This window comes from Streptomyces sp. NPDC006174 (genome assembly GCF_040614075.1).
Classification (GTDB): domain Bacteria; phylum Actinomycetota; class Actinomycetes; order Streptomycetales; family Streptomycetaceae; genus Streptomyces.
In genome coordinates this window covers 187,951-211,507 of the sequence record NZ_JBEXTJ010000013.1, presented here as the reverse complement: position 1 = coordinate 211,507, position 23,557 = coordinate 187,951, and the positions used below count along the sequence as shown (strand labels likewise).

Here is a 23,557-nt window from a genome sequence, read left to right as displayed (position 1 = left end):
TGTATTTCTTTGTTTCGTCGTACCCCCCCCCCCCCGCGGGGGCGCGCTCTCTGTCCTACGGCCCGCCCCGCGGGGGGCTGTGCGCGCGGGGCCCGGGGGCCGCCCCCCCCAATCCCGGCCCCGCCCTCACCCCGCCCCCAACCCCCGCACCCGCTCCCACACCTCCGCGTCCACGGTCCCCACCCGACGCCGGAACCCGCCGATCCGCACCTCCCGCAGCTCATCCGTCTCCAGAAAGCTCTGCCGCCCGCGCTGATCCCCCACCGCCCCCGCAGGCAGCGCGATCACCCCGGGCCGCTCCTCATGGTGCTTACTGGTGATCTTGGCGACGAGCACCATGCGCCCCCGCCCCCGTCCCCGTACCGAAAGCACCAGGCACGGCCGGTCCTTGGACCCGGGCCCGTCCTCGTACGGCACATCGGCCCACCACACCTCGCCCGCCCGCGGCGTACGCCCCTCACCGCGTCCCGCCGGCCGCGACGGCTTTCCCGAGGGCCGCGAAGGCCGCGACGGAGGCCGGCCCGCCCCCTCCGGCCGCCGCGACCGCGGCCCCCGGTCCGAGCGCCCGCGCCCGTCCACCACCGCGGCGACGAGGGCCAGCAGAACCACGGCGACCAGCGCCACCCACCAGAACGTGTCCATCCCACGACCGTACCGGCGGGCCCGCGCGCACCTCGCCCGCGCCCGGACGCCGCGCCCGGGCCCACCGTGGGCGCGCTTCCATCGAACCGGTGACAGAGCAGGTGAGTTCCCCCACAACGGCAGGCGGCAGAGGAGCGACGCGGAGTTTTGCGCCTTACGCTCGACAAACCGCAAAACGTTCCGGCAGGAATTGCACGACCCTTCCGCACGAACCCTCCCCGTTCCCACGCCTCGGAGGTTCACGCTCCATGAAGCTCACCGTCGTCGGCTGCTCCGGCTCGTTCCCGTCCCCGGGTTCGGCATGCTCGAGCTACCTCGTAGAGGCCGACGGCTTCCGGCTGCTCCTCGACATGGGCAACGGCGCCCTCGGCGAGCTGCAGCGCCACGTCGGTCTCTACGACCTCGACGCGATCTTCCTCAGCCACCTGCACGCCGATCACTGCATCGACATGTGCGCGTACTTCGTCGTGCGCTACTACCGCCACGACGGCGCCCGCCCCGTTCCTCTGCCGGTCTACGGACCCGAGGGCACCGAGCAGCGCCTGACCGCCGCCCACGCCGACACCCCGTCCGAGCAGGCGATGAGCGAGGTCTTCGACTTCCACACGCTCAAGGCCGACGCCTTCGAGATCGGCCCCTTCACCGTTCGTACGGAGAAGCTCCGCCACCCGGTCGACACCTTCGGCATCCGGATCGAGCACGGCGGTTCCACCCTCGCCTACTCCGGCGACACCGGCACCTGCGACGCCTTGGAGGAGCTGGCCCGGGACGCGGACCTGTTCCTGTGCGAGGCGTCGTTCGTCGACGGCAAGGAAGACATCCCGGACCTGCACCTCAATGGCCGCGAGGCCGGCGAGGCCGCCGCGCGCGCCGGCGTACGCCGTCTCGTCCTCACGCACATCCCGCCGTGGACCGACGAGAACCGCAACCTCGCCGACGCGCAGGCGGTCTACCCGGGCCCGGTGGAGCTGGCCGTGCCGGGCGCGGTGTACGAGATCTGAGTACGCGTACGACGAGACCCCCGCCGTCCGGTACGGAGGCGGGGGTCTCGTGTGTACGAGGTGCGGCTGAGGGCTACTTCGCCTCGGCCTTCTGCAGCTCGGCGAGCTCCTCGTCCGACTCCCGGCCCGGGGTCGGGAGGTTGAACTTGGTGATCGCGAAGCGGAAGACCACGTAGTAGACCACCGCGAAGCAGAGGCCGACCAGGACCAGCAGCCACGGCTTCGACGCGATGCCGAGGTTCAGCAGGAAGTCGACCAGGCCGGCGGAGAAGCCGAAGCCGTCCTTCATGCCGAGCGCCCAGGTCAGGGCCATCGACACACCGGTGAGCACCGCGTGGATCGCGTACAGCACCGGAGCGATGAACATGAACGTGAACTCGATCGGCTCGGTCACACCGGTGACGAACGAGGTCAGCGCGAGCGAGAACATCATGCCGCCGACGACCTTGCGACGCTCCGGACGGGCGCAGTGGACGATCGCCAGGCAGGCCGCCGGGAGGGCGAACATCATGATCGGGAAGAAGCCGGTCATGAACTGTCCGGCGTTCGGGTCACCGGCCAGGAAGCGGGCGATGTCACCGTGGGCGCCGTTGTACTCGCCGGCCTGGAACCACGGGAAGGAGTTCAGCAGGTGGTGCATGCCGACCGGGATCAGCGCACGGTTGGCGACACCGAAGATGCCCGCGCCGACCGCGCCGGAGCCGACGAGCCACTCACCGAAGTTGTGCAGACCGGCGCCGAGCACGGGCCAGATCAGACCGAAGACGATACCGATGAGCAGACCCGCGAAGGCGGAGAGGATCGGGACCAGGCGGCGGCCGCTGAAGAAGCCGGCCCAGTCGGGCAGCTTCGTCCGGTAGAACTTCTGGTACAGCAGGGCCACGACTATGCCCATCACGACACCGCCGAGGACACCGGCGTTGACCGGCGCGTCGTTCATCACGATCTTGCCGTCGGCGACGCTCGCGACCTGCGGCAGGTTGCTGTCGGTGAAGGTGGCGAGCACCTTCTGGAAGACGAGGTAGCCGGTGACGGCGGCCAGCGCGGTCGAGCCGTCCGACTTCTTCGCGAAGCCGATGGCGATGCCGACGGCGAACAGCAGCGGCATGTTGTCGAGGATCGCGCCGCCGCCCGCGGCCATGTAGCCGGCGAGCTTCGTGATGAAGGTCGGGAACGACTCGCGGCCCAGCATGTCGCCGTTGCCGAGGCGGACCAGGAGTGCGGCGGCCGGCAGCACGGCGACCGGCAGCATGAGGCTGCGGCCGATGCGCTGCATGACGGCCATCGCGCCGGCGCCCTTCTTCTTCTCGGCCGCGGGTGCGGTCTCAGCCGTGGTCATCAACTTCCTCCATGGGACACGGTGCCGCCCAGGTCGTTGATGCGGGGAGGCGGCGACTCGACAGACCCTGCGGCAGAGCGCCGTGGTCTGGACCACTCAGTGGTGTAGACCAGTTTTAGCACGGTGAGGGTTAGATAAGGAACCTGCAATTCCCTGCTGATTCGCGGTAGCAGACCCGGTACGTTCGGTGACATGCGCAAGGCCCCCGGACCGGGCGGTCCGAGGGCCTTGCGTGACCGGGGTGAAACCCCGCCGACCTGCTACTTCGTCAGATCCTTCTCGATCTCCCTCTCGATCTCCTCCGGCTCACGGCCCGGCGTCTTGAGGTCGAACTTGGTGATCGCGAAGCGGAAGATGATGTAGTAGATCACCGCGAAGCACGCGCCGATGGGGATGATCAGCCACGGTTTCGTATCCAGATGCCAGTTGACGACGTAGTCGATCAACCCGGCCGAGAAGCTGAACCCGGCATGCACCCCGAGCAGCCAGGTGATGCCCATCGAGGCGCCGGTGAGCACCGCGTGCACGCCGTACAGCAGCGGCGCGACGAACATGAACGAGAACTCCAGCGGCTCGGTCACGCCGGTCACGAACGAGGTCAGTGCCACCGACACCATCAGGCCACCGACCTCCTTGCGCCGCTCGGGCCGCGCGCAGTGGGTGATGGCCAGAGCCGCTGCCGGCAGGCCGAACATCATGATCGGGAAGAAGCCCGAGGTGAACTGGCCGGCCGACGGGTCCTCGGCGAAGAACCGCGAGATGTCGCCCTGGACGGTCTGGCCGTCCGCCCCGGTGAACTCACCCGCCTGGAACCAGAAGAACGTGTTCAGGAACTGGTGCATACCGATCGGGATCAGCAGCCGGTTCGCGAAACCGAAGATCGCCGCGCCCCATGAGCCGAGGTCGATCAGCTGCTTGGAGAACCAGGTCAGCCCGTCACCCACCGGCTGCCACAGCAGCCCGAACAGCACGCCGAGGATCACGCAGAGGAACGCCATGATGATCGGCACCAGGCGCCGGCCGTTGAAGAAGCCGAGCCAGTCCACCAGCTTGGTGCGGTGGTAACGCTGCCAGATCACTGCGGTGAGCAGGCCGATCAGGATGCCGCCGAGGACGCCCGGGTTCTGCGGCTCGCCGTCGGGCAGCTCGTCCGTCACCGTCCCGTCCATCGGGAACGCGGTGAGGACGCCCCGGTAGACCAGGAAGCCGACGACGGCCGCGAGCGCGGTGGAGCCGTCGGCCTTCTTCGCGAAGCCGATGGCCACGCCGATGCAGAAGAGCAGCGGCAGGCCCAGCTGGCCGTCGAGGATCGCGGTGCCGCCGTTGAGCAGCACCTTGGAGGTCTTGTCCCAGAAGGCGCCGTCGAGGTAGGAGTCGAAGAGGTTCCCGAGGCTGACGAGCAGGCCCGCCGCCGGGAGGACGGCCACCGGGAGCTGCAGGGAGCGGCCGACCTTCTGCAAGCCCTGGACCGGCCCGTTCCACCATTTTGGCTGCGGTGCCGCAGCGGCGCTCGAACTCATCGGCATCCTTCCGGAACAGGCCTCGTTTGGCGGTCGTCGGAAACTGGTGTAGACCAGTTGCGTCACGGTCCGGGTCCGCCCTGAAGGCGAGGAGCCGGTGATCGTTATCTTTGGTGATAGTCCGGTTACCCGCCCGTGAAGTTGGGCCAACCGTGCGTTACCGTGACGAAACGGACCCGCAGCGGGCGGCCCGTCCGCACGTGAAAACCAGGGAGAAGGCATGGCCACCAAGGCTGAGAAGATCGTCGCCGGGCTCGGCGGCATCGACAACATCGACGAGATCGAAGGCTGCATCACCCGCCTCCGTACCGAGGTCCACGACGCCAGCAAGGTCGACGAAGCCGCCCTCAAGGCCGCCGGCGCCCACGGCGTCGTCAAGATGGGCACCGCGATCCAGGTCGTCATCGGCACCGACGCGGACCCCATCGCCGCCGACATTGAAGACATGATGTGACCGGCTGACAACCCGCCGCCGCGCACCGCAGGCCCCCGCACCTCACCAGGTGCCGGGGCCTGCGGCGTACCAGGGCGCCGGGCCCGCGCCGTACGTACGCTCCCAGGCTCCGCTCCCGGCCCACCGCACCCGAACGGAGCCACGCCCGCCACCCGATAAAGTCGGCCCCATGTCTCGCATCGACGGCCGCACCCCCGAACAGCTCCGCCCCGTCACCATCGAACGCGGCTGGAGCAAGCACGCCGAGGGCTCAGTCCTCATCTCCTTCGGCGACACCAAAGTCTTCTGCACCGCCTCCGTCACCGAAGGCGTCCCGCGCTGGCGCAAGGGCAGCGGCGAAGGCTGGGTCACCGCCGAGTACTCCATGCTGCCCCGCTCCACCAACACCCGCGGCGACCGCGAAGCCGTACGCGGCAAGATCGGCGGCCGCACCCACGAGATCAGCCGCCTGATCGGCCGTTCGCTCCGCGCCGTCATCGACTACAAGGCGCTCGGCGAGAACACCATCGTCCTGGACTGCGACGTCCTCCAGGCCGACGGCGGCACCCGTACGGCCGCCATCACCGGCGCGTACGTCGCCCTCGCCGACGCCGTCGCCTGGGCGCAGGGCAAGAAGATCGTCAAGGCCGGCCGCAAGCCGCTCACCGACACCGTCGCCGCCATCAGCGTCGGCATCGTCGACGGCACGCCGCTCCTCGACCTCTGCTACGAGGAGGACGTCCGCGCCGAGACCGACATGAACGTCGTCTGCACCGGCGACGGCCGCTTCGTCGAGGTCCAGGGCACCGCCGAAGGTACGCCGTTCGACCGCAAGGAGCTCGGCGCACTCCTCGACCTCGCCACCGCGGGCTGCGTCGACCTCGCCGCACTCCAGCGTGACGCACTCGCAACCACGCAGAACGCGTAGCGACTCACCCTCCCCGGGTAAAGAAGCAACCACATACGCACCACAGAGCGTCGTTACGAGCACGGGCGCACGGGTCGAACCGTGCGCCCGTCCGCGTAACCATCCCGGGGAGGGACCGCACCATGGCTTCGCGCCGCCACCAACGCCTCGCACTCGCCACCGCCGCCACCTTGCTGACGCTGACCACGGCCGTCGGCTGCGCCGGCCTCGACAAGGCCCTCGACTGCGTCCGCACCGCCGACGCCATCGCCACCAGTGTCGGCAACCTCCAGCAGGCCGTCTCCAGCGCCTCCGAGGACATCACGCAGGCCTCGGAGGCCCTGGACGACATCGACCGCGAGCTCAAGAACCTGGACGACACCACGGACAACGCCGACCTCTCCAAGGCGGTCGACGACCTCCAGGCGGGCGTCACCAACGTGCGCGAGTCCATCGAGAGCGGCGACGCCACTCCTGACATCACGCCGGTGACGAACGCGGCCACGGAGATCGGCAAGGTCTGCACGCCGTAGGATCCGCCCGCCGCGGGAGGAGACAATGGGCGCATGACGCGCCTGATCCTCGCCACCCGCAACGCCGGGAAAATCACCGAACTGCACGCCATCCTCGCCGACGCGGGACTCGCCCTCGACCTCGTCGGCGCGGACGCGTACCCGGACATCCCCGACGTCAAGGAGACCGGCGTCACCTTCGCCGAGAACGCGCTCCTCAAGGCCCACGCCCTCGCCCAGGCCACCGGCCACCCGGCGATCGCCGACGACTCGGGCCTCTGCGTCGACGTCCTCGGCGGCGCCCCCGGCATCTTCTCCGCCCGCTGGTCCGGCACCCATGGCGACGACAAGGCCAACCTCGACCTGCTCCTGGCCCAACTCGGCGACATCGCCGACGCCCACCGCGGCGCGTACTTCGCCTGCGCCGCCGCACTGGCCCTGCCCGACGGCACCGAACGCGTGGTCGAGGGCCGCCTGAACGGCACCCTGCGCCACACCCCGTCCGGTACAGGAGGCTTCGGCTACGACCCGATCCTCCAGCCGGAAGGCGAGACCCGTACCTGCGCGGAACTGACTCCGGCGGAGAAGAACGCGATCAGCCACCGCGGCAAGGCGTTCCGGGCGCTGGTGCCGGTGGTGCGGGAGTTGGTGGGGTAGGGCGTCCCCGCCAACATGGAAGGCCCGGCCCGCATCTCATGCGGGCCGGGCCTTCGACGGGGTGCGCGAGGAGGGACTCGAACCCTCACGCCACTAGGACACTGGCTTCTAAGGCCAGCCTGTCTCACCAATTCCAGCACTCGCGCGTCACCGGCAGTCTACAAGGGAGAAGGTGTAAGCCCTTTGGGTTATGTGGTGATCGACTTCGTACGGCGTCCTTTGCGGCACCACGTTTCGGTCAGCGCGTGACAGTTGGGGCACAGATAGCGCAGGTTCTCCGCCCGGTTGTCCAGCCCGAACTCCGCTGCCTTCCGCTGGAGCGTGCGTCGTCTGCCGCCGTTCTCCGGCAGCCCGAGTCGGCGCATCAGGTCGGTCCAGTTCGACGATGCGGATATGGCCTCCGCCAGCCGCTCCCGCGTGTACGGGCTGTTCCCCATGCGCCTGTCCCCCCTCCGATTCCGGCCGCACGTTCGCAGCCTCGTACGGAGTGACGAACCGTTTATCGGATGGTTACGTCCGGAATCCGGAGGGAGCACCTCAGAGGAAAGGTCTCAGAACTTCGGCTCGGGCGCCTGCGCCTGGACCAGTTCCGCCGCTTCCTCGTCCGTCTCCACCGACGGTGGCGAGCCGATCAGCGGCTGCTGGGCCGTCTCCTTCATGCAGGCCACCGCGATCACGCCGATCAAGGCCGCCGCCATCGCGTAGTACGCCGGCATCAGGTTCGAGCCCGTCCAGCTGATCAGCGCCGTGATCACCAGCGGGGTCGTACCGCCGAAGATCGAGGCGGAGAGGTTGTAGCCGACCGACAGTGAGCCGTAGCGGACGTGGGTCGGGAACAGGGCCGGGAGGGCCGCCGACATCGTGCCGAGCATGCAGACCAGGGAGAGGCCCAGCATCAGCATGCCGACCGTGATCGGGAGGATGCCGTCGATGCGGATCAGGAGGAACGCGGGCAGGGAGAGGAAGAGGAAGCCCAGCATGCCCGCCATCAGCAGCGGTTTGCGGCCGAAGCGGTCGGAGAGCTTGCCGACCTGGCTGATGATCGTCATCAGGAAGAGCATCACCGCGAGCAGGATCAGCAGCCCGTGCGTCTCGCTGTAGCCGAGCTCGTCGGAGAGGTACGTCGGCATGTACGACAGCAGCATGTAGTCGGTGATGTTGTACGCGCCCACCAGGCAGATGCAGAGGATCAGCGTCGGCCAGTACTGCCGGAAGATCTTGGCGAGGTCGCCCTTCGCCGTGGCCTCCACGCCGTCCGCCGCCTCGGTCGCGTGCGCCGTGCCGCCCTCCAGCTTCTGGAAGGCCGGGGTCTCGTCCAGCTTCAGTCGCAGGTAGAGGCCGACGAGGCCCAGCGGGCCCGCGACGAGGAACGGGATCCTCCACCCCCAGGCCTCCATCTGCGCGTCGTTCAGCAGGGCGTACAGGGCCGTCACGAGGCCCGCCGCGCCGACGTAGCCGGCCAGGGTCCCGAACTCGAGGAAGCTGCCGAAGAAGCCGCGCCGCTTGTCGGGGGCGTACTCGGCGATGAACGTGGACGCGCCGCCGTACTCACCGCCCGTCGAGAAGCCCTGGAGCATCCGGAAGAAAATCAGCAGGACCGCGGCCCAGACGCCGATCGTGTCGTGCGACGGGATCAGGCCGATCGCGAACGTGCCGACCGCCATCAGGATCATCGTCAGCGCGAGGACCTTCTTGCGGCCGACCTTGTCACCCATCGGGCCGAAGAACATGCCGCCGAGCGGACGGACGAGGAAGGCCACCGCGAAGGTGGCGAAGGAGGAGAGGAGCTGCGTGGTGTCGTTCCCGGACGGGAAGAACACCTGTCCGATGGTGACGGCCAGGTAGGAGTAGATCCCGAAGTCGAACCACTCCATGGCGTTGCCCAGCGACGCCGCTTTCACCGCGCGCTTCACCGCGGCGTCGTCCGTGACGGTGATGTCCGTCCGGCGCAGCCGCGGGTTCCTGCGCTTCCGGGCGGCCCGGAAGAGCGCGGGGTGGCGTTTGACCGCTGAGGGGTCGGCCGCCTGGTGGGGGTCGGGGGCCGCCATGGCCGGGTCCTTTCCTCGCAGGGTGTTCCAGGAGAGGCTTCTGCGCGGTCGTGGCGGTCGCAAACCGACTTCACGGTCCGATGCGATGTCCGTCACATGATCTCGACATCGTTTCGGGGCAGACGAGGGGCCGCACGTGGTCCGCCGCCGTACGGATGGCCCATCCGTATCACCTCGCCCCGGATGGCCCATCCGGGGCGAGGCCGAGCTGGGAGAGGACGGGTCAGATGCCCAGGTCCCTGATGATCTTGGCCACGTGGCCGGTCGCCTTGACGTTGTAGAAGGCGTGCTCGACCTTGCCGTCCTCGTCCACGACGACGGTGGAGCGGATGACGCCCGTCACCACCTTGCCGTACAGCTTCTTCTCGCCGAAGGCGCCGTACGCCTCCAGGGTCTCCTTGGACGGGTCGCCGACCAGCGTGACCTTGAGGTTCTCCTGCTCGCGGAACTTGGCGAGCTTCTCCGGCTTGTCCGGGGAGACGCCGATGACGTCGTATCCGGCGCCCGCCAGGAGGTCGAGGTTGTCCGTGAAGTCGCACGCCTGCTTGGTGCAGCCGGGGGTAAGAGCAGCCGGGTAGAAGTAGACGATGACCTTGCGGCCCTTGTGGTCCGCGAGCGAGACCTCGTTGCCGTCGGCGTCGGGAAGGGTGAAGGCGGGAGCGGGGTCGCCGGGGTTGAGTCGCTCGCTCATGTGGTTCTCCTCGGGTGGTGCACGGGTCGGACGGGACCGAGCGTAATAGGGGTGCCGCCGGGTGCGCGGGGGTTCGAGCTGACAGACTGTCGACGAAGGTTCACAAGAAGGTTCACCGGAGACACGACCACGGAGGCGGCGCAGTGTCGGATGCCAGGACCCCTGCGCAGATCGAGGCGGACATCATCAGCAGGCGCGAGCAGCTCGCTGTGGTGCTCGACGAGATCGGTGTGCGGGTACACCCGAAGACGATCATCGGCGATGCGAAGGCCAAGGCGGCCCAGACCGTGGACCGGACGGCGGGCCGCGCGTTCGTCGCGGTGAATCGCTCGGTGTCACAGGTGAAGGCGCAGTTCGTCGCGGTGGACGGTTCGCCGCGGCTGGAGCGGGTGATTCCCGCCGCGCTGCTGGTGGTGGGCGTGGTGGGACTGATCACGGTCTCCAAGCGCCGCGCGTGAGGGAGCCGTCTCCCGCGGCGGCGTACGGGCCCCTCAGGCGTGCGCGCCGGAGCGGTGGCGGTAGGTTGCGAGCGTGAGCGACAACACCCACGGCAAGATCCACGGCAGCCCGGGCGACGATGACAAGCTGCCCATCCGCATGCTGCACGACCGCGTCCTGGTGCGGAACGACACCGCCGAGGGCGAGCGGCGTTCCGGCGGCGGCATCCTGATCCCGGCGACGGCCGCGGTGGGCCGGCGGCTCGCCTGGGCCGTGGTCGTCGCGGTCGGCCAGAACGTGCGGACGGTGGAGCCAGGTGACCGGGTGCTGTACGACCCCGAGGACCGTGCCGAGGTCGAGGTGCGGGGCGTGGCGTACGTGCTGATGCGCGAGCGCGACCTGCACGCGGTGGCGGCGGACCGGTTCGAGGGGTCGGTGGACTCGACCGGGCTGTATCTGTAGGACCAACGGCGGAGGGCCTGGTGACCATGGTCACCAGGCCCTCCCGCCATTTCTTGCTACGGTGGAACCACCCCGACGAGACGCGCCGTACCGGGCAGGCAAAGACGACGCATCCGTGTTCGTTCGCGCGCCAGCGCGTTGTCGTCGGAGGTTCTCATGGCCTGGGTTCTGTTGATCGTCGCCGGTCTGCTCGAAGTGGGCTGGTCGATCGGGATGAAGTACACCGAGGGGTTCACCCGGCTCTGGCCGAGCGTGTTCACCGGCCTCGGGATCGTGGCGAGCATGGTGCTGCTGTCGCATGCCGCGAAGACGCTGCCGATCGGTACGGCGTACGGCGTGTGGGTCGGCATCGGCGCGGCCGGTGCGGCGATCCTCGGCATGGTCGTGCTGAACGAGCCGGTGACCGCCGCCCGGATCTTCTTCGTCTGTCTGCTGCTGGTCGCGGTGGTCGGCCTGAAGGCGACCTCCGGCCACTAGGAGTCACGCGCCCTGTTCGCGGCCGCCGCGCTCACTCACCCTGCTCGCGGCCGCCGCGCTCACTCACCCTGTTCGCGGCCGCCGCGGACTCCTTCGATGAGGCCGCCGCCGAGGGCTCCCGTACCGTCGTCGCCGTTGTCTCCGTCGGTGCCGCCCTCGGTGCCGGTTCCGCCGTCGCCGTCACCGCCGGTCGCTCCGCCGCCGTCCGTCTCTCCTGTCGTGCCGCCGCTCGCGCCCGTGGTCGCGGTGCTTTCGCCGTTGTCCGGCGGTGTGGACGAGGCGGGAGCGGTGGGGGCCGATGAGGTGGTGGGGTCGGCGGGAGGGCTGGGGGTGGGGGAGCCGTCCGGGGTGGCCGGGTCGGTGACGCTGTCGGTTCCGTCCTCGCCGGGCTCCTGCGGTTCGTCGGAGCCCGGAGCCGTACGGAGGTCGAACTCCTGGGCCGGGGAGGAGCGCAGGGCCGCTTCCGTGTAGGCGGCCCAGGTCTCGGCGGGTGCGCCGCCACCGTTGACGCGGTCCAGGCCGAGGGCTCCGTACAGCGGGGTCTGGACGCCGGATTCGGGGTTCTGGCCCATCACGGCGACGACGGTCGCGAGGTCGGGCGTGTAGCCGGCGAACCAGGCGGCCTTGTCCTCCTCGGCGGTGCCCGTCTTGCCGACGGCCGGGCGGCCCGCGGCCTGGGCGGCGGAGCCGGTGCCGCCTTCGACGACGGAGCGCAGGAGTGCGGTGGTGGTGTCGGCGGCCTCGCGGGTGATGGCCTGTTCGGTCGTGCGGTCGGGCAGCTCGATCTCGGTGCCGTCCTTGGTGATCTTGTCGACGAGCGTGTACGGGCCGTGCCGGCCGTGGTTGGCGAGCGTCGCGTACGCCTCGGTGAGGTCCAGGACGCTGGCGGTGGCCGGGCCGAGCGCGATGGACGGGGAGGCGGTGAGGTCGGGTGTGGTCTTCGGGATGCCGAGCGCGACGGCGGTGTCGCGGACCTTCTCCGGGCCGACGTCCTGGGCCATCTGCGCGTAGACGGCGTTGACGGACTTGTCGGTGGCGGTGCGGACGGTGATCTGCCCGTAGTCGACGTCGTCCTCGTTGGCGGGGTCGTAACCGGTGGAGCCCTGCGGGCCCTGGACGGTCCGCTTGTTGGTGCCGTCGTAGTACGTCTCCGGGGTGATGCGCCGGCCGTCCTGGGTGGTGGAGCCGCCCGCGACGGCTGCGGTGAAGACGAACGGCTTGAAGGTGGAGCCGACCTGGTAGTCGCGGCGGGTGGCGTTGTTGACGTACTGCTGCGTGTAGTCGATGCCGCCGTACATCGCGACGACCTCGCCGGTCTCCGGGACGATGGAGGCGCCGCCGACGCGCACGTTCTTGTCGGGCTCGCGGTCGCCGCTGCGCTTCTTCATCACGTTGTCCTTGACCGCCGCGACGAAGGCGTCCTGCTTCTTCTTGTCGAGCGTGGTGGTGATGCGGTGGCCGCCGGTGGCGAGGGTTTCCGCGTCGATGACGCCGTTGCCGGTGAGGTACTCCTCGACGGCCTGCACCAGGTAGCCGCGCTGGCCGGAGAGGCCGGTGGAGGGCTTGGCCTCGCCGGGGACCGGGAACTCGGTCGTGGACCGTTCGCCGGAGTCGAGCCAGCCTTCCTTGACCATGCCGTCCATGACGTAGTCCCAGCGGCTCAGCGCGGCGGCCTTGTTGCCGGGGTGGGCGACGACGTCGTACTGGCTGGGGGCGTTCAGCAGGGAGGCGAGGTACGCGCCTTCGGCGGTGGTGAGGTCCTCGACGTTCTTGCCGTAGTACGCCTGCGCGGCGGCCTGGATGCCGTAGGCGTTGCGGCCGAAGTAGCTGGTGTTGAGGTAGCCCTCGAAGATCTGGTCCTTGCTCTGCTCGCGGTTGAGCTTGATGGCGATGAAGAACTCCTTGGCCTTGCGGACGACGGTCCGTTCCTGGCCGAGGTAGTAGTTCTTGACGTACTGCTGCGTGATGGTGGAGCCGCCTTGCTTGCCCTTGCCGGTCACGGTGTTCCAGCCGGCCCGGAACATGGCGCGTACGTCGACGGCGGGCTGGCTGTAGAAGTCGCGGTCCTCGGCGGCGAGTACGGCCTGCTGGACGTTGGTGGGCACCTGGGAGAGCTTGATCTTCTCCCGGTTCACCTCGCCGTCGCGGGCCAGGACGGTGCCGTCCCTGTAGAAGTAGACGTTGGACTGCGCGTCGGCGTCGGCGTTGGCGGCCGGGATGTCGACGAGCTGGTATCCGGCGAAGAACCCGCCGACGAGCAGGAGTCCGGCCACCAGCGCGCTCCCGAGGACCATCCGCCAGGTCGGGACGAGGCGGCGCCAGCCGGTCCGCTCGGGGCGTTTCGTGCGCCCTTTCTTCTTCCCGTTCCCGGATGCGCTCCCTGGTGCGCTCTCGTCGGCCCCGGGGCTCGCGGAGGCGGCTGAGGGGTCCCGAGGGGCCCAGGTCTGGTGCTCGTCGCTCATGTCGGTGCGGGCTCCTCGGGTGCGGTCGGTGATCCCATAGTGCCCGTTTCGCCGTGAAACCCTCGTATCATCCTCCGATCTCCTCCGTTCTTCCGCCTCCGCGCCGCTCGAAAAGCCGTCGCGGTGGCTCCGTCCGTGGACTAAGGTCGTGCGCTTTGGTGTCCGGAGCCGGGAGCGGGTCTTCCGGTGGCGGCGAGTGCGGGGGAGAGGGGACGGCGTGCGGCTGTACGCAGTGGTGGCGGCGGGCGGGTTCCGGCGCTATGCCACGTACCGCACGGCGACGGCCGCGGGGGTGTTCACCAACACCGTCTTCGGCTTCATCCTGGCGTACACGTACATCGCCTTGTGGGACGCGAGACCGCAGCTCGGCGGGTACGACATGTCCCAGGCGCTGGCGTACGTCTGGATCGGACAGGGTCTCCTGGCGGCCTGCGCCATGATGGGCGGTGGCTTCGAGGACGAGCTGATGGAGCGGATCCGCACCGGCGACATCGCGGTGGACCTGTACCGTCCGGCCGACCTCCAGCTGTGGTGGCTGGCCGGCGACCTGGGCCGGGCGGCGTTCCAGTTGATGGGGCGCGGGGTGGTGCCGATGCTCGCGGGGGCGCTCGCCTTCGATATCGCGCTCCCCGGCTCGGCGTGGATCTGGCCGGCGTTCCTGCTCTCGGTGCTGCTGGGCATCGTCGTGAGCTTCGCCGTGCGCTACCTGGTCGCACTGTCGGCGTTCTGGCTGCTGGACGGCGCCGGCGCGACGCAGATGGCCTGGCTGCTGGGGCTGTTCTTCTCCGGGATGCTGCTGCCGCTGCCGCTCTTCCCGGGCCTGCTCGGCGAGGTGGCCCGGGTGCTGCCGTGGTCCTCGCTGCTCCAGATCCCGGCCGATGTGTTCCTCGGCAAGTACACGGGGTGGCGGCTGGTGGAGGCGTACGCGTTCCAGGCGGGCTGGGCGGTGGCGCTGCTGCTGGCCGGGCGGCTGCTCCAGAGCGTGGCGACGAGGAGGGTGGTGGTGCAGGGTGGCTGAGACGGTGGCGGTGCGGCCGGAGGAGAGCCGGGAGCCGGCCGGTTTCGTGTACGAGGAGCGGCCCAGGCTGCTGGAGGGGCTGCGCGCGTACGGGCTGATCGTGGCGATGTGGGTGCGCTCCACGATGGCGTACCGGGCCTCGTTCGTCATGACGACGTTCGGGAACCTCGCGGTGACGGCGTTCGACTTCCTCACGATCGTGCTGATGTTCACGCACGTCGACGCGCTCGGCGGCTACACGCTGCCGGAGATCGCGCTGCTGTACGGAGTGTCGGCGACGGCGTTCGGCCTGTGCGACCTGCTGCTCGGCTCGATGGAGCGGCTGGGCCGCCGGGTCCGGGACGGCACGCTCGACACGCTGCTCGTACGGCCGGTCCCGGTGCTGGCGCAGGTGGCGGCGGACCGGTTCGCGCTGCGCCGGATCGGACGGATCGCCCAGGGCCTCGCCGTGCTGGTGTACGCGCTGGTCACGCTGGACATCGCGTGGACGCCGCTGAAGGTGGCGCTGCTGCCGGTGATGGTGATCAGTGGTGCGGCGGTGTTCGGTGCGGTCTTCGTGGCCGGAGCGGCGTTCCAGTTCGTCGCGCAGGACGCCTCGCAGGTGCAGAGCGCCTTCACGTACGGCGGAGCGACGCTGCTCCAGTATCCGCCGACGATCTTCGCGAAGGACCTGGTGCGCGGCGTGACGTTCGTGGTCCCGCTGGCCTTCGTCAGCTGGCTGCCGACGCTGTACGTGCTGGGCCGGGACTATCCGCTGGACCTTCCGCGGTGGGTGGCGTTCCTGTCGCCGGTGGTGGCCGTGGCGTCCGGTGCGCTGGCCGGGCTCGCGTGGCGGGCGGCGCTGCGGACGTACCGGAGTACGGGCAGTTGAGGGAGAGGGAGAGGGAGTTGGAGACGGTGGACGGGTTCACACAACAGGTCGCGGGCGCGGGCGGTGACGGCTTCATCAGCCTCGACGGTGTCGAGAAGGTCTTCCAGGTCCGCCGGAAGGCCGGTCTGCTGCGCCGGGAGCGGCATGAGGTGCGGGCCGTGGACGGCATCAGCTTCCAGGTGGCGCGCGGCGAGATGGTCGGCTACATCGGCCCGAACGGCGCCGGCAAGTCGACCACGATCAAGATGCTGACCGGCATCCTCACGCCGAGCGGCGGCAGCCTGCGCGTGGCGGGCATCGATCCGTCCCGGGAGCGTACGCGGCTCGCTCACCGCATCGGTGTGGTCTTCGGCCAGCGGACGACCCTCTGGTGGGACCTGCCGCTGCGCGACTCGTACCGGCTGATGCACCGCATGTACCGCATCCCGGACCGCCGTTACCGCGAGAACCTGGACCGCTGCGTCGAACTCCTCAACCTGGAGTCGCTGTTGGAGGTTCCGGTACGCCAGCTCTCGCTCGGCCAGCGGATGCGCGGCGACATCGCGGCGGCTCTGCTGCACGATCCGGAGGTGCTCTACCTGGACGAGCCGACGATCGGCCTCGACGTGATCTCGAAGGCCAAAGTGCGCCAGTTCCTCAAGGAGTTGAACGAGGAACGCGGGACCACGGTCCTGCTGACGACGCACGACCTGACCGACATCGAGCAGCTGTGCCGGCGGGTGATGGTGATCGACCACGGCCGGCTGATGTACGACGGTTCGCTCGCCGGTCTCCATGAGGCCGGCGAGAGCGAGCGGATGCTGGTGGTGGACCTGGAGCGCGAACTCCCGCCGATCTCACTGGAGTCGGACGGGCCGGAGCCGGTGCTGCGAGCGGTCAAGGTGGAGGGCCCGCGCCAGTGGCTCGCCTTTCCCGCCTCCGCGTCGGCCGCTCCGCTGGTGGCGCGGATCGCGGCGGAGTACCCGCTGATGGACCTGTCGGTACGGGAGCCGGACATCGAGGCCGTGATCGCGAGGATGTACGAGGCGGCGCCGTAGGCCGTAAGCCGCAGGCCGTCCGCCGGGAGCCGGCGCGTAGGCCTGCGTGCCTGCGGGTCTGTGCCGGGAACGGGTCCGTTCAATAAGGTGCGCGATATGACAAGTGAACGTCCGGAGATGCGTGCTTCCGATGCTGAACGTGAGCGGATCGCCGAGTTGCTGAGAGAGGCCGTGGCCGAGGGCCGGCTGGACATGGACGAGTTCGAGCAGCGCCTCGACACGGCCTACCGGGCCCGTACGCACGGGGAGTTGGAGCCGCTCGTCAGCGACCTCCCGGCAGCCGGCACGGCGGTGGCCCCGGTCGGCTCCTCCGCGCCCGCGCCGGTGCGCGGCCCGGCGGCCGACTGGCCGGCCCGGATCGGTGGCCCGGCGACCTCCAAGGGCGGGTTCGCGCTCTGGGGCGGGTTCAACCGGCGGGGCCGCTGGACGGTCGGCCGGAAGTTCACCGCGTTCGCGCTGTGGGGCGGCGGTGAGATCGACCTGCGCGAGGCGGACTTCGAGGACCGTGAGGTGGTGATCCGCTGCTTCGCGATCATGGGCGGCATCCATGTGACGGCCCCGCCCGAGCTGAAGGTGGACGTCCGGGGCGTCGGCATCATGGGCGGCTTCGGCGAGGGCCCGAACGAGGACGGCGAGACCGTGCCGCAGGCTCCGCGTGTCACGATCACCGGCCTGGCCCTGATGGGCGGCGTCGGCGTGGAGCGCAAGCGCACGAAGGCGGAGCGCCGCCGCCTGAAGGAGGCCGCGGAGGCGGAGCGGGCGGTCCGCGACCGGCAGCGGCTGGAGGGCCCGGACGGCGGAGCGGGCGGCGGCGGCCGGAAGGAGCTGGGCTGAGGGGCCCGGCTCCCCGTCACCTCACAGCCGGTCGGAGTCCGGCGTGGTGCGGACCGGGTCCAGCGACGCCAGGTCCACCCGCTCGCCGAGCGCCCGGAACCCGGCGTCGTTGAAGTGCAGGTGGTCGCCGGAGTCGTACGCGGCGCGGACCCGGTTCGGCGCGGCGGGGTCGCGTACGGCCTCGTCGAAGTCGGCGTACGCGTCGAAGACGGAGCCCGACCGGATCTGCTCGTTGACCGCGAGCCGTACGGCGTTGCGCTCGGGCGTCCAGGTGGGGAAGCCCTGGAACGGGGTCAGGGTCGCGCCGACGGCCGTCAGCCCGCGGGCCCGCGCCTGCTCGGCCAGAGTGCGCAGGCCGGCCACGATGCGTCCGGCGTCCGGCTCCTGCGGCGCCTGCTGCACGTCGTTGATGCCGAGGGCCACGATCACGGTGCGCGCCCCGGCGACCGAGAGCACGTCCCGCTCGAACCGCACGGTCCCGGCCTGGCCCGCGGAGCCCTCGGTGAGGAGCCGGTTGCCCGCTATGCCCGCGTTCGCGACTCCGTACCGGCCGCCGAGCCGGTCCGCGAGGACGTCCGGCCAGCGGCTGTTGGTGTCCGTGGTGGAGCCGCTGCCCGCGGTCAGCGAATCGCCGATGACGACGACGGTACCGGGCACGGCCTCGTTGCGGACGTCCACGGCGGTGAGGTAGCGCCACTCGGTGGTGGACCAGGTGGTGCGGCCGTCGGCCAGGAAGGACGTCTGGTGGGTGTTCGGGTGGTAGGTGACCGGGCCGCCGGCGCGCGGGGTGCGGAAGTCGACCCGGAGGTCGGAGTCGGGCGCGACCGGCACGGTGACCGGGTCGCTGACGACCTGCGCGCCCGCCGCGACGGTGACGCCGGTGGCGCCGCCGAAGGTCACCGGCCGGGTGTTGACGGTGGCCTGGTCGACGAGGAGCGGGACGGTCCCGAAGAGGTTGGAGAGCGTGATCCGGGCGGCGTCTCCGCCGACGCTGGTGTGCACGACGTTACGGATGGTGCTGCCGGGAAACCCGCTCGCGGTGCCCGGCTCCGCGCCGACGGGTGCGGTGGTCCAGGTGGCGACCCAGTTCCCGCCGGCGTCGGCGGGCGCGACGGGGTTGCGGGCCGCCGCGTGCGTCTCGGCCGGGAGGAGCGGGGCGACCAGGGGGCCGGTGAAGAGCGTCGTGCCGAGGACGGCGGCGACGGCGAGTGCGGCGGTGCCCGCCAGTAGGGCGATGAGCAGGGCGTACCCCGGGCGCCTGGGCATGTGCGGTGTTTCTCCTTGTGATGATCGTCCTGGTCCCATGATGCGGCAGGCCGCGGGGAACTCGACATGCGCCCCGGGAGTAGGGGAAGTAGGGACAATGCGTACGTCGCGGAGGCGAGGCGTATGCGGACGGCTGGAACGGGTGGGACGGGTGGAGCGCATGGGACCGACCGGTTCCGGAGAGCAGGACGCGGTGCAGCAGTCAGGGCAGGAGCCGGACTCCGGGGGACCGGCGTCCGGAACGCGGAGCGATGCCCGCAAGGAGCTGGGCCCGGGGACGGCGGGCGGTGGCTCCGGCAGCGGGAAGGGCGCCGCCCCCGGTCCCGGTCCGCTGGCCTCGTTCGCGTACACCGCCGCCGACGAGGAGAAACAGCGCGGCGTGCGGCGGATGAAGCTCACGGCGACCGGCCTCCTTCTGCTCGTCGCGCTGGTCTACGTCCTGGCCACCTGGGCGGAACACTCAGGCGTGAAGGGCTGGCCGGGCTACGTCGCGGCGGCTGCCGAGGCGGGGATGGTGGGCGCTCTGGCGGACTGGTTCGCCGTCACGGCGCTGTTCCGGCGCCCGCTCGGCCTGCCCATCCCCCACACCGCCATCATCCCCACCAAGAAGGATCAGCTGGGACAGTCCCTCGGTTCCTTCGTCGGCGAGAACTTTCTCTCCGGAGACGTGATTCGTGACCGGATTCACGCTCTGGGCGTCGGCCGGAAGGTCGGTGCGTGGCTCGCGGAGCCGGCCAATGCCGACCGGGTCACCGCCGAGTTGGCGACCGCGCTGCGCGGCGCGCTGACGGTGCTGCGGGACTCCGACGTCCAGGCGGTGGTCGGCGAGGCCATCACCCGGCGGGCCAACGCCGTGGAGGTCGGTCCCGGTCTCGGCAAGATGCTGGAGCGGGTGGTGGAGGACGGCGGCCACCGCAAGGTCGTCGACCTGGTCTGCGTACGGGCGCACGACTGGCTGGTGGAGCACGGCGACTCGGTGATGGACGCGGTGCAGGGCGGAGCGCCGGGGTGGACGCCGCGCTTCGTGGACAAGCGGGTCGGCGAGCGGGTCTACAAGGAGCTGCTGCGGTTCGTCACGGAGATGCGGGACATGCCGGGCCACCCGGCGCGCGCCTCCATCGACACCTTCCTCACCGACTTCGCGGCCGACCTCCAGGCCGACGCCGACACCCGGGCCCGGGTGGAGCGGCTGAAGTCGGAGATCCTGGGCCGGAGCGAGGTGCAGGACGTCATCGCGTCGGCATGGTCCTCCGTCCGTACGATGATCCTCGCGGCGGCCGAGGACGAGCGCAGCGAACTCCGGCTGCGGGCCCGCGCGTCGCTGATGTCGCTGGGCGCCAAGCTGGCGGGTGACGAGCGGCTGCAGCGCAAGGTCGACGGCTGGCTGGAGGACGCGGCGGTGTACGTGGTCACGCGGTACCGGGCCGAGATCACCTCGCTGATCAGCGAGACCGTGGCGAGCTGGGACGCGGACCAGACGTCCAAGAAGATCGAGGCGCACATCGGCCGCGACCTGCAGTTCATCCGCATCAACGGCACGGTGGTCGGCGCGCTGGCGGGCCTGGCGATCCATACGGTGTCGCGGGCGCTGGGCGGCTGATCCCGGCTCCCGGCGTCGGTTTTCCGGGTGCGTACCCGTCCTGTCGTACGGGTACGCACCCGGCTTGCACGGGGGAGTTGCCCGGTAGTACGGAGTCGGGGCGTCGGGTGTTCAACGAGGCGCGGACTCTTCCGGGGGAGCGGGCGGCGGCCGGCCCGGGGCCTTGGTCACCTCGGCGCCTCACACCCCGCCGCCGCACCCGCCACCGCAGCCTCCGCCGCACGAACTGCTCGCGCCGACACCGCCGTCACCGGCCCAGCCGGAGGCCGCGGGCTTCGCGGGATGCTCGGCCTCGACCATCTCGATCCGGAACGGAAGGGGTGCGCGGGCCTCCTCCTCGTCGACGAGGCGCCGGCACAGCGCGTCGAACTCGGGCCACTGCGGAACCGCGAACCGGCCACCCTGGCCGTCGGTCATCCCGATCCAGATGCCCGCCGGCGCGTGCGCGGCCAAGGCGATCATGAACCAGGAACCGGAGGCGTCGGGCCGCTGGATGTAGAACGCGATCCCGTACACGAGGACGGCGACGAGACCGCACACGGCCGCCCACGCGGCCACGCGGTCGAGCACATACCGCGTCCGCTGCCGTGGCAGGCGGTGCTCGGCGGCCTCGCGCAGCTCGGAGCGGAAGGCGACGTATCCACCCGACGCCCGGACGCGCCGGACCGAGTGCGCCTCTCCGGCCTCCGCGGCTTCACGGACCGGCGTCCGGAGCGCCGCGAGCAGAGGTTCGGGCCGCGACCGCGCTCGGCGCTCCCGCTCGCTGGAATGCCCGTGCCGACGGGCCAGCACCAGCATTCCGGTCCGCGTGGCCGCCGCCTCTCCTTGGAGGTGGTACGCGGCGAGGACGGGCGCGTCCGCACCGGCGCCGAGGAAGCGTCGCATGATGACCCGGTCACGCTGGAGCCCGTAGCCGAGGCGGAGCAGCGAACAGGTCATGAACAGGCCGAAAGCGCTGCCCCAGACCACCGCGAAGGCGGTGAAGGCCGGTAACTCCGCCAGAAAACCGATCACGTGTCATCCCCCGTTCCCACCCGGCGGCGGACGGCACCACCGCCTGCCCATCCAGGATGACACCGGCTTCCCTCCGCGGAGGGCTTTGCGGCCTACCGGTTCGGCCCGCTCCGCGTGACGGCCCAGGAGGCGGCGGCCACGCCACCGGCGACGGCGAAGACGGCGGGCCAGGCGCCGACCTTCTTGGCGAGCGGGTGCGACCCGGCGAAGGCGGCGACGTACGCGACGGTCAGCGCGGTGGCCGCACGCGGTCCGGCCTGCCGGTTCCACTCGTACGCGGCGAGCGACCCGGCGGCGGCGAGCGCGACCCCGCCGAGCGGACGCTTCCCGGTCCACCGCGCGACGCCGTACCCTCCGACGAGCCCGCTCGCCGCCACCGCCGCTGCCGGAACCTTCGCCATCGCCGCCACCATCGCTTCCGTGTCCGTGTTCGGTGTCCTCACCGAGGCTAGCCTCTGGTCGGGCCGCGCCGGCGAGGCAGGTCGAACAGCGGCATGAGGAGGAGGAGCCGTCATACGGGGACGATCTCGCTCACTCCTCCCGCAGGCTCGTGATCAGCTCGCGCGGCAGCCCGTGGGTGTCGTGGAGGTGGTGGAAGTCCTCCTCGGTCAGCGGACCCCGGAACCGGGGCCGGGCGAGCACGTGCCGGCCGCGTTCCAGGAGCCGCCGGAACCGGTCCTCCTCCTCGCGCAGCATCCGGAGCACGTCACCAGGACGCATGTCCTGCCGGAAGTGGTCCAGCGTGTGCCGGACCAGCTCCTCCGGCAGGTCACCGAGCCTGTACGAGGAGTCCTCGCGCCGGAGCACGGTGAGGACCCGGCGTACCAGGCGGCGCAGCACGTAACCGCGTCCGGTGTTGGCGGGACGTACGCCGTCGCCGAGGATCACGACGGCCGACCGCAGGTGGTCGCAGACCAGGCGCGGCGACGGCTCGTCCAGGTGCCACAGGCCCGGCAGGAGGCGGCGCCAGGGGTCGAAGACGTCGCCGTCGAAGACGGACGGCTTGCCCTGGAGCAGCGAGGCCAGCCGCTCCAGGCCGAGTCCGGTGTCGACATTGCGCTGCGGCAGAGGGACGAGGGACCCGTCCCCGAGCCGGCGGTGGGTCATCGTCACGTGGTTCCAGATCTCGACCCAGCGGTCGTCACGGGTGGGCGTCGAGCGGGGCGGGCCGTCACCGCTCCACAGGAAGAACTCGGAGTCGGGTCCGCACGGCCCGACCGGCCCGTTCGACCACCAGTTGTCCTCCACGGTGAGCTCGACGGGAACGCCGAGGCGCTGCCACAGCTCGGCGGAGGCGGTGTCCGGCCCGGTCCGCTCGTCGCCGCCGAAGACGGTGGCGTACAACAGCCCGGGATCGACCCCGAACCCCTCGGTGAGCAGCCCGTACCCCCACTCCAGACTGAGCGGCCCTCCGTAGTCGCCCAGCGACCAGGTGCCGAGCATCTCGAAGACGGTGAGGTGCGTGGCGTCTCCGACCTCGTCCAGATCGGTGGTCCGCAGACAGCGCTGTACGTTGACGAGCCGCCGGCCGAGCGGATGGGGTCGGCCCTCCAGGTACGGCGTGAGCGGATGCATGCCGGAGGTGGTGAAGAGCACGGGGTCGCCGGGCGGTGGCAGGAGTGTCGATCCGGTGATCCGGTGGTGGCCGCGTTCCTCGTAGTACTCGACGAACGTGCGGGCCAGCTGTTCGGTACGCATGAGGTGGCTCCTTCGCAGGCTGCGGGTGGAGGCACCGGAGAACGGGACCGTGCGGTCACCCGGCCGGGCTCGAAGGGCCACGGCACCACCGACGGACCGTTTCCGGTCGCCGGGGGAGAGAAGAAGGTCAGACGGCGGCAACCGGCGAGCTGGTCGCTCGCGCGGTCGCGGTGGTACGTGGGCCGATGACGTTCATACGTACGACGGTAACGCGACCGGGTCCGTTCCGGCACGCGCATTTACGGCCGGTGCCTTGGCCACGGCGCGGGCTCGGTCCCCACGCGCCGATCTCCGCCGTCACGCCGGATGGCTCAACGGTGCCGGCCCCACCGCCGTGGGCATTACGACCGAGGTGACCCGCCCCAGGTGCGTGGGGTTCGCCGCGGTCTGGACGAGGGCGTTGCCCAAGGTTCCGCAGACGCCCGTGACCAGGCCCATGGATAGGGCCACCGTCACGGCGAGCGGCAGCGGCGGGACCAGGGCGATGGCGGTGGCCCCATCCGGCGTACCCGTGAAGTCCGCGTATCGGAGGCCTCACCCCTTCTCGGACGCCGCCGACTCCCGCGCGGCAGCCCCCACTTAATACAAGGCGAAAGGAAAGTGACGTCAGGATTCTTGACCGCGACCGTC

The 23,557-nt window shown here is 70.5% G+C and carries 24 protein-coding genes, 1 tRNA gene and 1 riboswitch; of the genes, 13 read left to right on the top strand and 12 right to left on the bottom strand.

Annotated elements, in window-relative coordinates; translation table 11 throughout:
- Positions 1-126: 126 nt before the first annotated feature.
- Positions 127-642 carry a type II toxin-antitoxin system PemK/MazF family toxin gene (locus ABZ267_RS27325; RefSeq protein ID WP_356754101.1) on the bottom strand — a complete coding sequence of 172 codons (516 nt, stop codon included), beginning with the start codon at positions 640-642 and terminating at the stop codon, positions 127-129.
- A gap of 248 nt (positions 643-890) precedes the next feature.
- Here ABZ267_RS27325 and ABZ267_RS27320 point away from each other — a divergent pair, with 248 nt between their 5' ends.
- Positions 891-1,643, top strand: coding sequence for an MBL fold metallo-hydrolase (locus ABZ267_RS27320; RefSeq protein ID WP_356754103.1), 753 nt, complete (start codon positions 891-893; stop codon positions 1,641-1,643).
- Between the two features lie 73 nt (positions 1,644-1,716).
- On the opposite strand, the gene ABZ267_RS27315 is transcribed toward ABZ267_RS27320, so the two are convergent.
- Positions 1,717-2,982, bottom strand: a complete 1,266-nt coding sequence (locus ABZ267_RS27315) for a PTS transporter subunit EIIC (protein WP_356754105.1) — start codon at positions 2,980-2,982, stop codon at positions 1,717-1,719.
- A 260-nt stretch (positions 2,983-3,242) separates the two neighbouring features.
- A complete protein-coding gene (locus ABZ267_RS27310) occupies positions 3,243-4,502 on the bottom strand; it encodes a PTS transporter subunit EIIC (RefSeq protein WP_356754107.1) in 1,260 nt (419 codons plus the stop codon).
- 220 nt (positions 4,503-4,722) lie between these two features.
- Here ABZ267_RS27310 and ABZ267_RS27305 point away from each other — a divergent pair, with 220 nt between their 5' ends.
- The 4 genes from ABZ267_RS27305 (at position 4,723) to rdgB (ending at position 7,011) form a co-directional block, all read left to right on the top strand.
- Positions 4,723-4,956 (top strand): PTS glucose/sucrose transporter subunit IIB, encoded by a 234-nt coding sequence (locus tag ABZ267_RS27305; RefSeq protein WP_103532506.1) that lies wholly within the window; start codon positions 4,723-4,725, stop codon positions 4,954-4,956.
- Positions 4,957-5,125: 169 nt separating this feature from the next.
- The gene (gene rph / locus ABZ267_RS27300) at positions 5,126-5,863 is read left to right on the top strand and encodes a ribonuclease PH (RefSeq protein ID WP_356754109.1); all 738 of its coding nucleotides are present in this window, start codon (positions 5,126-5,128) and stop codon (positions 5,861-5,863) included.
- A 122-nt stretch (positions 5,864-5,985) separates the two neighbouring features.
- Positions 5,986-6,375, top strand: coding sequence for a hypothetical protein (locus ABZ267_RS27295; RefSeq protein ID WP_356754111.1), 390 nt, complete (start codon positions 5,986-5,988; stop codon positions 6,373-6,375).
- Between the two features lie 33 nt (positions 6,376-6,408).
- A complete protein-coding gene (gene rdgB, locus ABZ267_RS27290; RefSeq protein WP_356754113.1) occupies positions 6,409-7,011 on the top strand; it encodes an RdgB/HAM1 family non-canonical purine NTP pyrophosphatase in 603 nt (200 codons plus the stop codon).
- A 62-nt stretch (positions 7,012-7,073) separates the two neighbouring features.
- Here the strand turns inward: rdgB and ABZ267_RS27285 are convergent.
- From ABZ267_RS27285 to bcp, 4 genes are all read right to left on the bottom strand, one after another.
- A tRNA-Leu gene (locus ABZ267_RS27285) sits at positions 7,074-7,157 on the bottom strand.
- 42 nt (positions 7,158-7,199) lie between these two features.
- Positions 7,200-7,448 (bottom strand): hypothetical protein, encoded by a 249-nt coding sequence (locus tag ABZ267_RS27280; RefSeq protein ID WP_356754115.1) that lies wholly within the window; start codon positions 7,446-7,448, stop codon positions 7,200-7,202.
- Positions 7,449-7,562: 114 nt separating this feature from the next.
- Positions 7,563-9,059, bottom strand: a complete 1,497-nt coding sequence (gene proP / locus ABZ267_RS27275) for a glycine betaine/L-proline transporter ProP (protein ID WP_356754116.1) — start codon at positions 9,057-9,059, stop codon at positions 7,563-7,565.
- 223 nt (positions 9,060-9,282) lie between these two features.
- Positions 9,283-9,750, bottom strand: coding sequence for a thioredoxin-dependent thiol peroxidase (gene bcp, locus ABZ267_RS27270; protein WP_356754118.1), 468 nt, complete (start codon positions 9,748-9,750; stop codon positions 9,283-9,285).
- A gap of 143 nt (positions 9,751-9,893) precedes the next feature.
- Between bcp and ABZ267_RS27265 the strand changes: the two genes are divergently transcribed.
- From ABZ267_RS27265 to ABZ267_RS27255, 3 genes are all read left to right on the top strand, one after another.
- Complete coding sequence (locus ABZ267_RS27265) at positions 9,894-10,208, top strand: DUF3618 domain-containing protein (RefSeq protein WP_356754120.1); 315 nt, start codon at positions 9,894-9,896, stop codon at positions 10,206-10,208.
- 73 nt (positions 10,209-10,281) lie between these two features.
- Positions 10,282-10,650 carry a co-chaperone GroES gene (locus tag ABZ267_RS27260; RefSeq protein WP_356754121.1) on the top strand — a complete coding sequence of 123 codons (369 nt, stop codon included), beginning with the start codon at positions 10,282-10,284 and terminating at the stop codon, positions 10,648-10,650.
- A gap of 55 nt (positions 10,651-10,705) precedes the next feature.
- Positions 10,706-10,764, top strand: a riboswitch (guanidine-III (ykkC-III) riboswitch).
- Between the two features lie 42 nt (positions 10,765-10,806).
- Entirely contained in the window at positions 10,807-11,127 is a 321-nt protein-coding gene (locus ABZ267_RS27255; RefSeq protein ID WP_018512395.1) for a multidrug efflux SMR transporter, read from the top strand.
- A 59-nt stretch (positions 11,128-11,186) separates the two neighbouring features.
- Here ABZ267_RS27255 and ABZ267_RS27250 read toward each other — a convergent pair whose 3' ends face one another.
- Entirely contained in the window at positions 11,187-13,589 is a 2,403-nt protein-coding gene (locus ABZ267_RS27250; protein ID WP_356751530.1) for a transglycosylase domain-containing protein, read from the bottom strand.
- 217 nt (positions 13,590-13,806) lie between these two features.
- Here ABZ267_RS27250 and ABZ267_RS27245 point away from each other — a divergent pair, with 217 nt between their 5' ends.
- The 4 genes from ABZ267_RS27245 (at position 13,807) to ABZ267_RS27230 (ending at position 17,349) form a co-directional block, all read left to right on the top strand.
- Positions 13,807-14,607, top strand: a complete 801-nt coding sequence (locus tag ABZ267_RS27245; protein ID WP_356751528.1) for an ABC-2 family transporter protein — start codon at positions 13,807-13,809, stop codon at positions 14,605-14,607.
- A complete protein-coding gene (locus ABZ267_RS27240; RefSeq protein ID WP_356751526.1) occupies positions 14,600-15,478 on the top strand; it encodes an ABC transporter permease in 879 nt (292 codons plus the stop codon). Before ABZ267_RS27245 ends, ABZ267_RS27240 begins: the two co-directional genes overlap by 8 nt.
- Before the next feature lie 17 nt (positions 15,479-15,495).
- Complete coding sequence (locus ABZ267_RS27235) at positions 15,496-16,515, top strand: ATP-binding cassette domain-containing protein (protein ID WP_356751524.1); 1,020 nt, start codon at positions 15,496-15,498, stop codon at positions 16,513-16,515.
- Positions 16,516-16,632: 117 nt separating this feature from the next.
- A complete protein-coding gene (locus tag ABZ267_RS27230; RefSeq protein ID WP_356751551.1) occupies positions 16,633-17,349 on the top strand; it encodes a DUF1707 domain-containing protein in 717 nt (238 codons plus the stop codon).
- Between the two features lie 21 nt (positions 17,350-17,370).
- On the opposite strand, the gene ABZ267_RS27225 is transcribed toward ABZ267_RS27230, so the two are convergent.
- The gene (locus ABZ267_RS27225) at positions 17,371-18,615 is read right to left on the bottom strand and encodes an SGNH/GDSL hydrolase family protein (RefSeq protein WP_356751522.1); all 1,245 of its coding nucleotides are present in this window, start codon (positions 18,613-18,615) and stop codon (positions 17,371-17,373) included.
- Between the two features lie 97 nt (positions 18,616-18,712).
- Here ABZ267_RS27225 and ABZ267_RS27220 point away from each other — a divergent pair, with 97 nt between their 5' ends.
- Complete coding sequence (locus tag ABZ267_RS27220; RefSeq protein ID WP_356751521.1) at positions 18,713-20,215, top strand: DUF445 domain-containing protein; 1,503 nt, start codon at positions 18,713-18,715, stop codon at positions 20,213-20,215.
- Positions 20,216-20,395: 180 nt separating this feature from the next.
- Here the strand turns inward: ABZ267_RS27220 and ABZ267_RS27215 are convergent, their stop codons facing one another.
- From ABZ267_RS27215 to ABZ267_RS27205, 3 genes are all read right to left on the bottom strand, one after another.
- Entirely contained in the window at positions 20,396-21,229 is an 834-nt protein-coding gene (locus tag ABZ267_RS27215; protein ID WP_356751519.1) for a hypothetical protein, read from the bottom strand.
- A 92-nt stretch (positions 21,230-21,321) separates the two neighbouring features.
- Complete coding sequence (locus ABZ267_RS27210) at positions 21,322-21,630, bottom strand: hypothetical protein (RefSeq protein WP_356751550.1); 309 nt, start codon at positions 21,628-21,630, stop codon at positions 21,322-21,324.
- Positions 21,631-21,760: 130 nt separating this feature from the next.
- Positions 21,761-22,927, bottom strand: coding sequence for an alanine--tRNA ligase-related protein (locus ABZ267_RS27205; protein WP_356751517.1), 1,167 nt, complete (start codon positions 22,925-22,927; stop codon positions 21,761-21,763).
- Positions 22,928-23,557: the final 630 nt, after the last annotated feature.